Below are 11,090 nucleotides of genomic sequence, written 5' to 3'. Positions count from 1 at the left end.
TGCGCCCCCCCCCCCCCCCACCCCACCCCCCCCCCCCCCCGCGGGGGCGCCCCCCGCGGCCGCGGGGGGGGGGGGGCCCCGACTCCCTCGCGCGCGTTTCTCGCGCGCGCCGAGCAGACTGGTCGGAAGTCTCCTACTCCGTTTATAAACCACCCGTTCAGGACGATGATGCCACTTATAAATACTCACGAACCCCTCGTCGAGTGGAAGGCGTTCCGATATCGCTCGTTTCGGGCGTTTCAGTCCCGAACGATCCGCTTTTTACCGTCCTCGTCGACCACATCCAGTCCGTGTTCGTGGACGAACGCGGCGGTGTAGTCGGGGACGATCCGCTCGGCAGCAAAGCGCGCGCGCAACAGCGGGATCGTGTCGATCAGGTCCTCACGCGTCTCCAGTGAGGGGAGACTCTCGACGAACTCGACATCGAGTCCGGCGTCGCGACCGCGGTTCGCAAGCGTTGGCAGCGCGAGCCCCTCGAACGCGCCCTCGAAGTCGATCGGCTCGGTGAAGCCCACGTAATGGACCCGACCGCGCGTCGACGGGCCGATGACGACCCCGTTGGTCCGGAGTTTCATCGCCGCGGAGTCGATCAGCGTCCGCGAGAGCATCGCCGTGCTCGGAGTGACGACGGCGACCGAGTCGGCCCCCTCCTCGCGGAGCAGGTGGGTGACGGTGTTGCCGGCGCGCGCGCCGAACGACGACCCGACCTGTCGCTCGAAGCGGGCGTCCTCGGTCCCGCCGAGCGTGTCCGCGACGAGCGCGCGGAGCGCCGCCTCCGGCGGCGTGTCGGTTCGGTGGGCTTCGGGGATCGACTCCTCGTCAGGGTAGTTGACGAGCAGTTCGCCGCCGGAGCGGTCGACCGCGAGAACGATGTCTCGAAAGGCGGCCTCGTACAGGTCTGCGGCCTCGGCGGTCGACAGCGGCGTCGACTCCGCGAGCCCGGTCGCGACGAGCCCCTCGCGGGGCGGGTTCGCCAACACGGCGACGACGGTCATGTGCGAACGGAATCGCGGCACGGTCTTCAACCCGTGGTTTCGATCCGGCGGACGCGGCAGGTGCGTCGGGACCGGTCGCCGCCCTCAGGAGAAGTCGCGCCGCATCGCGATCTCGAACCACGGGCACAGCCGGAGCTGCCGGTACAACGCGGGGTTCTCGTGGAGATGGTCGTAGTCGACCCACAGACGGCCCCCGATCTCCTCGTCGTCGGGGTCGAGCGTCGTGTCCTCCAGCGTGACTTTCAGCACGGCACAGACCTCCCACTCGACGCCCTCGTTGGGGTAGTAGCGCTTGTACTCGAAGCGATCGGTGACGCGGAGGTCGTCGTACTGGTCGGGCGTGATCCCCAACTCCTCTTCGAGGCGCTGCTCGGTCGCATCCTCCTGAGATTGCCCCTCGACAGGGTGGGACGCGACGGTTCCGTCCCAGTGGCCGTCCCACAGGCGCTTGTTCGGGGCGCGCTGTGCGAGCAGGATCCGCCCGTCGGCGTCGAAGACGAGACAGGTGAACGCTCGGTGCCGTATTCCGTCGCCCGTGTGGGCGTCGAGACGGTTGACAGGTCCCTGTTCGACGTCGTCGGGATCGACGGCGATGACGTCCTGTGCGGCGTTTTCGTGGTCGATGTCAACACCGTCGACGCCCTCGTCCGGATCCGCGCTCCCGGCGTCCTCTGAGCTCATATCGCCAACGTCTCTCACCAGCACTAATAACTGTTCGATACGCCGCCACCGACGGTCCGCTCGGTCCACAGCGCTTCGGAGCGGTTCGACGCGCTTAAACGGCTGCCGCAGGTATCTCACGGGGATGAGTGACCCGGCGCTCGACGTTGTCGAGTTCGTGTTGACGACACACTTCTATACCGAGAACCGCGACCTCGACGAGAACGACCTGCCCCCGCGCTTCCGGCAGGTCTTCTGGTCGGACGACGCCACGGAGGACGCTCCTGGCGGCGTCGAGCGGCCGCTGACGGCGACGGACGAAAGCACGCGGACGGCGACCGGCGTCGAACGTCCGTGGGAAGCCGTCTCCGACCTGCTTTTCACCCAGCATACGGAGTTCTCCGGCGAGATCACCGTTACCCAGCCGGAGATGGGACTGGAGTGGTACCGCGACCACGCGAACGACAAGCGGATCGGCTCGAACCCGACGCTGGTGGCGGCGCTCGCGGCGGCCGAAGAGGTCGAGGCGCCGATATCCCACGAGGAGTCACGCGACAACGTCCGCCCCATACAGGCCGACCGGGTCTGGATCGACGCGCTCCTCGAGGAGTACTTCGACGAGGACGACGACGCGGAGATGCTCGATCTCGTCAACGTCCGCGCGCCCGAGGAGATCGAGACGACGCTCGCGGACCTCGTCCTCACGGGCGACCAGGAGGGAGAGATCCAGAAGATCGTCAAAGCGATCGAACACCGCGAGTACCTCGCGAGCATCGGGCTCCGCGAGATCGGCAAGCTGCTGTTCGTCGGGCCACCCGGAACCGGGAAGACGACCGTCTCGCGGGCGCTTGCACACGAACTCGGCGTCCCGCTCGTCGAGGTAAAGATGTCGATGATCACGAGCCAGTACCTCGGCGAGACGGCCAAAAATGTCGAGAAGACGTTCGAGGTCGCGAAGCGGCTTTCGCCGTGTATCCTCTTCATCGACGAGTTCGACTCCGTCGCGAAGACCCGCCGGTCGGACGAACACGCCGCCCTGAAACGCGCCGTCAACACCCTGCTGAAATCCATCGACGAAGTGTCGTTAGTCCGCGACGAAGTGCTCCTCATCGGCGCGACGAACCACCCCGATCAGCTCGACGCCGCGGCGTGGCGTCGCTTCGACGAGATCGTCAACTTTCCCAAACCCGACCGGGACATGCGCGCGGACATCCTCCGGGTCGTCACCCGTGAGATGGAGATCGCGGACTTCGACCCCGAGGTCGTTGCCGACAGAACCTCTGGGCTCACGGGTTCTGACCTCCGGATGGTCCTCAGGGAGGCCGTGTTGGGCGCGCTCACGGAAGACCGGATGACGATCACGCAGGCGGACGTAATGGAGGCCGTGGAAGACTTCGAAGAGCGGGACAACCTGAAGAACATGGACATGATCGACGGCGAGGGCGCGGAGCTACTCGGCGAGACCGACGATGAGGGTCACGACCACGGCGCGGGTCACGACCACGGCGAGGGCCACGACCACGGGGACGACGACACACACGACCACGCACACCCACAGGACTGAGCTACCGTTCCGGCCCTCTCGCTCGTATCACTCCGGTTTTCCCGTTTTTATGGCTCCGACTCCCGCCGCACGCCGGCGACCGTGTAGCCGAACCCGCGATCGACGATGCTCGCGTCGAACCCGATCGCGTCGAGGTCGGTCGCGAGCGCGTCCGGAGTGCGGAACTGCGATCCCATTCCGATCGCGTGTTCGCCGGCGACGAGCGCCCGTCCGAGCGGGTGTGTCGGGTCGAACTCACGGATCACGAGGACGCCGCTGGGTGCAAGCACGCGAGCGACCTCCGCGAGCGCCGCCCCTTGATCCGGGAGGTGATGGAACGCGTCGACGATGACGACGGCGTCCGCGGCGTCGTCGCGGAAGGGCAACCGCCCCGCGTCGCCCGCCACTGCCGACAGTCCGCGGCCCGCTCTCGCGCGGGTGAGCATCCCCATCGAGACGTCGACGACGGTGATCTCCGGTCCCGTGAGCGCTGCGGCCGCGCGACCGGACCCGCCGCCGACGTCGAGGAGCCGATCGATCGGTCGCTCTGCGAGGTCGAACCCGGCGGCCAGCGCCGGACCGCTCGCGGACGGCATCACGAGGTCGTACAGGGGCGCGATCCGGTCGAAGAACCGAACGTCTCCCACGCCGTACATACCGGGAGTGGGCGACGCGATCGCTTATAAACGCCGATCGATCGACGGAGCGATCTACCGAGACGGTTTACCGCGTCGGTTCGTACCGACGGTATGGAGTTCGTCGTCGTCGGCAGGCCGGATGGAGGGGGGACCCTCCGGCTGGACTATCGGGCGTTCGCGTACGCCGGCAAGTTCGTGATCGGCGCGCCCGGGACGGCGGCGTTATATACCGAGGACGGTTCGCCGGCGGCCCCGGAGTGGACGCCGGAGACGACGCTGCCGGCGTCGGTCGACCCCGAAGCGTTCGCACGCGACGTGCTCGCGGCCGTCTCGTTTTCGCCCGATCGGACGGATCCCGAGTGCTGTCGGCTGCGGTACGTCACCGTTCATGCCGCGCGTCGCGGCGAGGGGCTCGGGCCTCGACTGATAACCCGAACCGTCGCGTGGCTGGCGGCGGCGGGCTACGAGCGGATCCGGATCGCCGTGAACAACCCGTTCGCCTACGAGGCGCTTTATAAATGTGGCTTCGCGTACACCGGCGAGACGACAGGGATCGCGGAGCTGGAGTTGGAGCGTTCGGCCGCCCGCCCCGCCGACGAGCATGGGGACGCGGAGCGGTACCGATCGGGACTCCGTACCTTCCGCGACCGCGACGAGGAGTTGTCCGACGCCGAGCGCCGGTTCCTCGACGACCGGCTGGGCGGCGAGAGCGGGGCGGATACTGGGGGCGGTGACGAATCAGTTCATAAATCACGGGTCGGTCCGCCGGAGATCGTCGAACGCGGGTAGTCGGCAGGGATATCGCTCAATTCAGCGCCCATATCCCGTCGGTGAATGGGACGCAGAGCGCCCCGACCGCGTTGACGGCGATCGCGGCGGCGACCATCGCGAGCGCGTCACGGCGGTCGAGCGGTCCCGGATCGGCGGTCGCGGTTCCCATGCGACCCTCCACGGGTCGGATCGGCGTAAACGCCGACGTGAACGGGGCCATAACACACTTGAATACGTCGCCCCGTCGTAGCCGTATGTACACGGTTGCCGGCGGCGGACTCGCGGGACTCGTCGCGGCCGCCCGGATCACGGCGGCCGGTCACCCGGTTCGGGTGTTCGAACCGGGTGACGAAGTGGGAGGGCGCGCTCGGACGTACGACACCGCCGGCGACCCGGTCGAACGGTTCCCCGAGTACCTCATCGGCTCGAACGAGTCGATACGGGAGGTACTGAGCGCTCACGGCGTCGCGGATCGTCTTTTCCGTCGTCGCGGCCGAACGGCCCGCTACCGCGACGGGATCGTCCACCCCGTCGACGCTCCTTGGGAGCAGTTAGCATATCCGGGGCTCGGTCTCCGGAACACGCTCCGGCTTCGTCGACTCGAACACGCCCTCGCCGAACCGAGCGATGAGAGCGACGACTCCTCGAGATCACCGATTGGCGGGGGGCGGACCGTCGAGGCAGCCGTCACCGGACGCGCCGGCGCTGACCTCTACGCCGACTGGTTCGAGCCGCTCGTTCGTGCCGGTTTCGGTGACTACGCCGAGGAGGTACCCGAGGCGTGGCTCCACGAGTGGGTAGAGTCGCGAGCCGACCACGGTCGCGGTGGCGAGTCGGTCGGGTATCTCGACGGATCTCTCGGGACGCTCGTCGCCGCGCTCGTCGACCAGGTCGGCGACGACGTGATCCGCCACAACGCCCGGATCGTCGACGTCGAGCCCTCGACCGACGATTCGCTCTCGACTGACGATTCGCCCTCGACTGGCGAGAGGGACCGGTCCATAACTGCCATCGTCGAGGACGACTCCGGAGCCCGGCGCGTCGAGACGGACGGAGTCGTCATCGCGACGGATCCGACCGATCTCGAACGTGTGGCCGGCATCGACACGGAGCTCGACGCGGTCCCCGGGACCTGCGCGCTCGTGACGGCCGAGGAGTCGCTGACGGACGCATGGCGGCTCGTCTTCGACGCCAGCGACGACTCTGTCGACGACGCTCCCTTCGATGCGGTCATCGAGCACACGAACCTGATCCCGTCCGACCGATACGGCGACGAACACCTGTTGTACCTCGTCGGACGGGGGCGCTCCGGGGTGGTGCCCGACCGCGTCGACGGCGAGCAGCTTCGAGACCGGTGGCTCACCGCACTTTCGGACCGATTCCCGGGGTTCTCCGAGGACACGGTTCGGTCGATACGGGTCGAGCGCGACCCTGCGGCGGCCGTCGTTCCGGCGACCGGAGCCTCCCGATCCCGGACCATCCCCGTCGACCTCGGCGATTTCGGGGGTCCGGGCGTCGCCTACGCCGGCCCCGGAACCCCGGTGGACCGGTTCGGGACCGCCGTGAGCGCGCGGATCGCGGCCGGGGTCGCGGCCGCGGCGGCAGTTCTCCCCGAGTAAACAGCCTCGGGCCACCGCGCCCGAGGCTGCTAGCTGGTGAGTAGGGTGGGGTAGTTCACATGGTGTCGTAGTCCTCCCGGAACGTCTCCAGCGTCGCGGCGAGGACGCCGATGACGATAGGGCCGACGAACAGCCCCGTGAAGCCGACCGAGTAAACCCCGCCGAACACGCCCACGAGGATGACGCCCGGGTTCAGATGCGCCTGTTGGTCAATGACGAGCGGACGCGCGTAGTTGTCGACCATGGAGACGACGGCGACGCCGTAGACGGCGAGCAGGATCCCCGCAGTCACCTCGTCGATAACGACGAGATACGCGGCCGCCGGTCCCCAGACGAGGAACGCGCCGATGAGCGGCAGCAACGCCAGTATCGCCATCACAAACGTCCAGAAGACGACGTTGGGGATGCCGACGACCCAGAGCCCCGCGCCGGCGATGAGCGCCTGTAACAGCGCGACGGAGATGTGTCCGATCACGACCCCGCGGGTGGTCGCGTCGACCTTCGTGAGAAGGTCGTCGGTGACGTCGGCCGGCAGCGGTATCATCGATCTGAGCCACGAGACGAACTGGGGGCCGTCCATCAGCGTGTAGTACAGTAAAAAGAGCGCGAGCGCCAACCCGAGCGACGCGCGAAGGGCGCTCGTCAGTATCCCGCCGAGCCCGCCGAACAGCGTATCAAGGAGCACGTCCCCGGTCGTCACGAGCCACCCTTCGATGTCGAACTCTTCACCCGTGAGTTCGGCGATTCGGGCCTCGATCGCGACGACGTCGATGTCGCTTTCCCCGGCCGCAATCGCCGTGAGATCCTGTACGAACACGAACGAGATGTACACGAACGGGATGATCACGGCCACGATCGATCCGATGATGAGCGCCACCGCGGACGCCATCTCCGTCGCGCGAACCGTCAGCGCGCTGCGCCCCTCGGCGACCGGCGCAAGCCGCTCGGAGAGGAATTCGTGGAACGGAAAGAGCACGTAGGCGAGTATCACCGAGGCGATGACGTATTCGATGAACGGCGAGACGATGACCAGCGTGAGAACGGCGACGAGCGCGATCAACAGAAGGAGAAAGGACTGACCGCGGTTCATGCCGACCGATCGACCTGCGCCTAGATAAAAGTGGACGGCACTACGCGCTCGCTTCGTCCTCGTCGAGCCCGGGTGCGGCCGCAGGGTCCACGTTCTCCGGCTCCTCGGTATCGCCGCCGACGACGGTCTCTCCCTCGTCGGTCTCGACGTAGACATCGTCGGCGAAGCCGGCGAGCGCGTTCTCGTACTCCGGCGTCTCCAACCGCTCGGGGGTCGCCGGCGCGTCCGCGATCCCCTCGGCCGGCCTGAAATCGCCAAGCGGATCGTCGATGGTGATTCCGTGATCGACGAAGAAGGACTCGTACCGGCGGTAGTGCTCCTCCAACTCGTCGGCCGGGATCTCCATCATCTCCGTCCAGCCGTGGTTGAAGAAGTCGAAGTTGGCCTGGACGTGGGTGATCTCTCGGGCCTTCGCCTCCTCGAAGCCGGCTTCGAGACCCGCGACGTACGTGTCCATCGTCGCGTCGAAGAAGTCGTCGAGATGCTCCCGTCGCTCCTCCCGGCGGTCCTCGTCGGCCTTGTTGAGGAAGATGCTCGTGTGCATGTCGACGAGTTTGTCGTTGGCGACGTCGCCGACGACCGGGGTCGTCAGCGCCTTCTTCGCGGCCCAATGGCGGATGTTCTGCCGGATCTTCATACTGCTGATCGGTGCCGAACGGCCTTGAATCTGTGGCGTTTTCCGCGGTGGATCGGCGGACCCGTGACTCGGTTCGACCGGTCGACTCAACTGTTCCCGGGTTCGCCAAGTCGACTCCGCGAACGGTATCGGACGGATCCCGCTCCGGTGATGAGCGATGTCGGAAGTGCGTCTCGCAATACGTCGTGGCCGTCGGGTTATATATGAGTGAGTAGCGTCGCTGGCGAGGGGTTTCTGAGGAAACGGAAGGAATCGAAGCGGCCGGAAGCGCGCTACTTGCCCTGCCGGTCGTTGCCGGTGACCGACGGACGAGTCTTCTCGGTTCCCTTGCCGCGTTTGCGCTGGCCGCGGCCTTTGGTGCCGGCGGAGGTGAGTCCGCGGAACGCGCGACCCTTGTGGTCGTCCGAGCAGATCCAACTGAGGTCGTCGTCGCTCTCGATGGCGGGGTGTGCCGGATCCACCAGGATCACTTCGTGCCACTTCTGGGAGCCGTCCTCGCCGACCCAGTAGGAGTTGAGCACGCGCAGGTTCCGATACTTCCGAGAGGCGCGCTCCTCGGCGATGCGCTGGATCGACTTGCGTCGCGAGAGGCGGTTGACGCCCTGCCGCTTCGAGCGTCGACCGGCCTTGTGGCGCTGCTTACGCGAGCCGCCCTTCCGGACGCTCACGCGGGCGACGATGACGCCCTGCTTGGCCTTGTAGCCGAGCTCACGGGCCTTGTCGAGTCGGGTGGGGCGCTCGATGCGTTCGATGGCCCCCTGATCGCGCCACTCCTGTTTGCGCTGCCACTGGAGTTCCGCGAGTTTCCCCTCTTTGGGGGACTGCCATGCGTCCTTGATGTGCGAGTAGAAGCTTCGTGCCATTGTGTCGTCCACGGACGCTTGCGATTCAGCCGCGAGGCGGCCACATTTCGTCTCGTCCCGGGCAACGAGGAGCCCACGATGGACCGAGCTCGAAACCCGGCGGCGAGTGCCCGCTGGACGTCCGTACCAGCGAGTTATGCTGTCTTCCCGACCATCGATGTTAAACGCTTCGTTCCACGCGTTCCGTGACTACTCCTCACACGCCGCCTGCGACCCGCCACCGTTTAATAATACCTCAATAATCGCTGAGTATGCCCAAGATAAGCGTCGAGATTCCGGGGGAGCTACTGGAGGATCTCGACGAACACGTCGGCGACGACGGAAAGTTCGTGAACCGAAGCGACGCGGTACGGGCGTCGATCCGCAAGACGCTCGACCTGCTCGACGAGATCGACGAGCGTCACGGTCGGCTGGAAGGAAACGCGGACGCCGCCGCCCACGACGGAGACGAGACGAACGGGGACTCGAATGTCTGAGGTAGTCGAGGACCTCGGCCCCGCGGACCCGACGTCGCGTGCGGAGATCGCCCGGATCGGACTGGCCGCGCTGTTCGTCACCGCGCTCGCCACGTCACAGGTGACGGCGGCGAAGATACTGGCGCTCCCCCTCCCGTTCGAGCTGCCGGCGCTCGGTGCGGAGGTTCTGCTGCCGGGTGCCGCGCTCGCGTACGCCGTCACGTTCTTCGCGTCCGACTGTTATGCGGAGCTGTACGGTCGGCGGTCCGCGCAGGTGCTCGTCAACGTCGCGTTCGCGATGAACTTCGTCGTGCTCGGGTTGGTGTGGTCGACGCTCGCCGCACCCGGACTCGTCCCGGAGGTCTCGGAGGCGTTCGAGGTCGCGTTAGGCCCCGCGACGAACGTCGTGATCGGGAGCCTGCTGGCGTACGTGGTGAGCCAGAACTGGGACGTGGTCGTGTTCCACGAGATCCGCGACCGGACCGGGCCGGGGAAGCTCTGGCTGCGTAACCTCGCGTCGACGGCAACGAGCCAGATCCTCGACACCGTCATTTTCGTCGGTGTCGCGTTCGTCGTCGCGCCCGCCGTACTCGGAATCGGCATGCCGACCTCGCTCGGCGAGGCGGCGCTCCTGATCGTCGGTCAGTACCTCCTCAAACTCCTGATCGCGGTCGTCGACACCCCGTTCGTCTACCTCGTCGTCCGCGCGGTTCGGCGGTAAGCCGGTCGGCGCGTCGTTTCGACTCCACTTCTCATACGACCGCTAGTGCCCGTGCGGCCTTCTCCGGGAGAGCGTCACCGACCGCAACCCGTTCGAACCGGTCCCCACCACCCGTCGTCCGGTAAAGGCCTTGGTCGTTGAGCGCCCAGATCGCTCCGGGCCCGGTCCCCGCCGCGAGCACCGCCCGGTAGGTTCCCTCTCCGGTCGGAATCCCGCGGTCGTCGAGACGTTCCCAGACGGGTTCGCCGGAGTGGTCGCCTGTACCGCTCCACTCCGCCTTTCGATAGAGGTAGGCCTCCCCGCGTCGGTGTGCCGCCCCCGCGCCGCTGGCGGCGCTGACGAGGACGCGGTCGGGATCGCCGGGGTCGACCGCGAGTCCCCAGACGTAGCCGTGGTCGAGCCCCGCGCTCGGAGTCCCGAACCGCTCGCCGCAGTCGTCGCTCTCGGCGTAGCCGTCGCCGGCCGCGACGTACACGCGCTCGGGCGCGGCCGGATGTGTTGCGATGGCATGGGTGTCCAGACGGGAGCCGTCGGGGCGGTCGATCCACGTCTCTCCGCCATCGGGAGTGACGACGAGCGCGCCCGCCTCGATCCCGACGTACCACCGGTCCGGATCGGTGGGGTGGATCGCGATCCACCTGACGTGATGCGTGTCGGGCCGCGGCGGGAACGACCACTCGTCGGCCGACGGAACTCCCTGTAGTCCGGACGTTCGCTCGGCGTTCCGACCGCCATCGGTCGACCGGTAGATCCACGAGGGCTCCGTCCCGACCAGCACCGTCTCGGGGTCGTCCGGGCTCACGGCGAGCGCGGTGACGGCGTCGAGCTCGTTCTCGTCGGGCGCGAGCACGTCCGTCGCGACTCGCTCGAACGGTTCCCCGTGATCGTCGGACAGGAACAGTCCGTCCGACGTCCCCGCGAGCACTCGGTCGGGAACGCGATCGTCGACCGCCAGACACTCGACTCGGCGTCCGTCTAACCGCGTCTCGACGCGTTTCGCGTCCGGATCGATGACACGGAGGCCGTCGTCGTACGCTGCGTAGACCGGCATGGCCCCGGCTTGGACGGGCGGGCGCAAGAGACTTAGCCCCTCATACC

General features: G+C 67.2%; 13 protein-coding genes. 5 read left to right on the top strand and 8 right to left on the bottom strand.

The window, feature by feature from the left end:
• Positions 1–239 precede the first annotated feature (239 nt).
• Together J2751_RS02430 and J2751_RS02425 are read right to left on the bottom strand one after the other, a co-directional pair.
• Positions 240–995, bottom strand: a complete 756-nt coding sequence (locus J2751_RS02430) for a DUF2064 domain-containing protein (RefSeq protein WP_209482875.1) — start codon at positions 993–995, stop codon at positions 240–242.
• Between the two features lie 84 nt (positions 996–1,079).
• Positions 1,080–1,676 carry an NUDIX hydrolase gene (locus J2751_RS02425; protein WP_209482874.1) on the bottom strand — a complete coding sequence of 199 codons (597 nt, stop codon included), beginning with the start codon at positions 1,674–1,676 and terminating at the stop codon, positions 1,080–1,082.
• Positions 1,677–1,800: 124 nt separating this feature from the next.
• Between J2751_RS02425 and J2751_RS02420 the strand changes: the two genes are divergently transcribed.
• A complete protein-coding gene (locus J2751_RS02420; RefSeq protein ID WP_209482873.1) occupies positions 1,801–3,219 on the top strand; it encodes an ATP-binding protein in 1,419 nt (472 codons plus the stop codon).
• 47 nt (positions 3,220–3,266) lie between these two features.
• On the opposite strand, the gene J2751_RS02415 is transcribed toward J2751_RS02420, so the two are convergent.
• On the bottom strand, positions 3,267–3,854 hold the full coding sequence (locus J2751_RS02415; RefSeq protein ID WP_209482872.1) for a class I SAM-dependent methyltransferase: 588 nt from the start codon (positions 3,852–3,854) through the stop codon (positions 3,267–3,269).
• A gap of 93 nt (positions 3,855–3,947) precedes the next feature.
• Between J2751_RS02415 and J2751_RS02410 the strand changes: the two genes are divergently transcribed.
• Positions 3,948–4,625: a GNAT family N-acetyltransferase gene (locus tag J2751_RS02410; RefSeq protein WP_209482871.1), complete on the top strand. Its 678-nt coding sequence runs from the start codon at positions 3,948–3,950 to the stop codon at positions 4,623–4,625.
• A 16-nt stretch (positions 4,626–4,641) separates the two neighbouring features.
• On the opposite strand, the gene J2751_RS02405 is transcribed toward J2751_RS02410, so the two are convergent.
• Positions 4,642–4,776: a twin-arginine translocation signal domain-containing protein gene (locus J2751_RS02405; RefSeq protein ID WP_245202549.1), complete on the bottom strand. Its 135-nt coding sequence runs from the start codon at positions 4,774–4,776 to the stop codon at positions 4,642–4,644.
• Positions 4,777–4,861: 85 nt separating this feature from the next.
• On the opposite strand from J2751_RS02405, the gene J2751_RS02400 reads away from it, so the two are divergent.
• Positions 4,862–6,226 (top strand): FAD-dependent oxidoreductase, encoded by a 1,365-nt coding sequence (locus J2751_RS02400; protein ID WP_209482870.1) that lies wholly within the window; start codon positions 4,862–4,864, stop codon positions 6,224–6,226.
• A 55-nt stretch (positions 6,227–6,281) separates the two neighbouring features.
• Here the strand turns inward: J2751_RS02400 and J2751_RS02395 are convergent, their stop codons facing one another.
• From J2751_RS02395 to J2751_RS02385, 3 genes are all read right to left on the bottom strand, one after another.
• Positions 6,282–7,316, bottom strand: coding sequence for an AI-2E family transporter (locus J2751_RS02395; RefSeq protein ID WP_209482869.1), 1,035 nt, complete (start codon positions 7,314–7,316; stop codon positions 6,282–6,284).
• Between the two features lie 40 nt (positions 7,317–7,356).
• Positions 7,357–7,953, bottom strand: coding sequence for a DUF6149 family protein (locus tag J2751_RS02390; protein WP_209482868.1), 597 nt, complete (start codon positions 7,951–7,953; stop codon positions 7,357–7,359).
• A 272-nt stretch (positions 7,954–8,225) separates the two neighbouring features.
• Positions 8,226–8,816, bottom strand: coding sequence for a 50S ribosomal protein L15e (locus J2751_RS02385; protein WP_209482867.1), 591 nt, complete (start codon positions 8,814–8,816; stop codon positions 8,226–8,228).
• Positions 8,817–9,067: 251 nt separating this feature from the next.
• On the opposite strand from J2751_RS02385, the gene J2751_RS02380 reads away from it, so the two are divergent.
• Together J2751_RS02380 and J2751_RS02375 are read left to right on the top strand one after the other, a co-directional pair.
• Positions 9,068–9,292, top strand: a complete 225-nt coding sequence (locus J2751_RS02380; RefSeq protein WP_209482866.1) for a ribbon-helix-helix domain-containing protein — start codon at positions 9,068–9,070, stop codon at positions 9,290–9,292.
• Positions 9,285–9,992: a queuosine precursor transporter gene (locus J2751_RS02375; RefSeq protein ID WP_209482865.1), complete on the top strand. Its 708-nt coding sequence runs from the start codon at positions 9,285–9,287 to the stop codon at positions 9,990–9,992. Before J2751_RS02380 ends, J2751_RS02375 begins: the two co-directional genes overlap by 8 nt.
• Positions 9,993–10,023: 31 nt before the next feature.
• On the opposite strand, the gene J2751_RS02370 is transcribed toward J2751_RS02375, so the two are convergent.
• Positions 10,024–11,043 carry a WD40/YVTN/BNR-like repeat-containing protein gene (locus tag J2751_RS02370; protein ID WP_209482864.1) on the bottom strand — a complete coding sequence of 340 codons (1,020 nt, stop codon included), beginning with the start codon at positions 11,041–11,043 and terminating at the stop codon, positions 10,024–10,026.
• Positions 11,044–11,090 lie beyond the last annotated feature (47 nt).

This window comes from Halorubrum alkaliphilum, from assembly GCF_017873815.1.
GTDB classification, from domain to species: domain Archaea; phylum Halobacteriota; class Halobacteria; order Halobacteriales; family Haloferacaceae; genus Halorubrum; species Halorubrum alkaliphilum.
This window is presented reverse-complemented; position numbering and strand designations above follow the sequence as displayed.

Excerpts from the sequence above, each read along its gene's own strand:
- J2751_RS02370 (WP_209482864.1), bottom strand. The coding sequence starts at position 11,043 with ATGCCGGTCTACGCAGCGTACGACGACGGCCTCCGTGTCATCGATCCG.
- J2751_RS02390 (WP_209482868.1), bottom strand. The coding sequence starts at position 7,953 with ATGAAGATCCGGCAGAACATCCGCCATTGGGCCGCGAAGAAGGCGCTG.
- J2751_RS02410 (WP_209482871.1), top strand. The coding sequence starts at position 3,948 with ATGGAGTTCGTCGTCGTCGGCAGGCCGGATGGAGGGGGGACCCTCCGG.
- J2751_RS02395 (WP_209482869.1), bottom strand. The coding sequence starts at position 7,316 with ATGAACCGCGGTCAGTCCTTTCTCCTTCTGTTGATCGCGCTCGTCGCC.
- J2751_RS02405 (WP_245202549.1), bottom strand. The coding sequence starts at position 4,776 with ATGGGAACCGCGACCGCCGATCCGGGACCGCTCGACCGCCGTGACGCG.
- J2751_RS02415 (WP_209482872.1), bottom strand. The coding sequence starts at position 3,854 with ATGTACGGCGTGGGAGACGTTCGGTTCTTCGACCGGATCGCGCCCCTG.
- J2751_RS02400 (WP_209482870.1), top strand. The coding sequence starts at position 4,862 with ATGTACACGGTTGCCGGCGGCGGACTCGCGGGACTCGTCGCGGCCGCC.
- J2751_RS02375 (WP_209482865.1), top strand. The coding sequence starts at position 9,285 with ATGTCTGAGGTAGTCGAGGACCTCGGCCCCGCGGACCCGACGTCGCGT.
- J2751_RS02385 (WP_209482867.1), bottom strand. The coding sequence starts at position 8,816 with ATGGCACGAAGCTTCTACTCGCACATCAAGGACGCATGGCAGTCCCCC.
- J2751_RS02430 (WP_209482875.1), bottom strand. The coding sequence starts at position 995 with ATGACCGTCGTCGCCGTGTTGGCGAACCCGCCCCGCGAGGGGCTCGTC.
- J2751_RS02420 (WP_209482873.1), top strand. The coding sequence starts at position 1,801 with ATGAGTGACCCGGCGCTCGACGTTGTCGAGTTCGTGTTGACGACACAC.
- J2751_RS02425 (WP_209482874.1), bottom strand. The coding sequence starts at position 1,676 with ATGAGCTCAGAGGACGCCGGGAGCGCGGATCCGGACGAGGGCGTCGAC.
- J2751_RS02380 (WP_209482866.1), top strand. The coding sequence starts at position 9,068 with ATGCCCAAGATAAGCGTCGAGATTCCGGGGGAGCTACTGGAGGATCTC.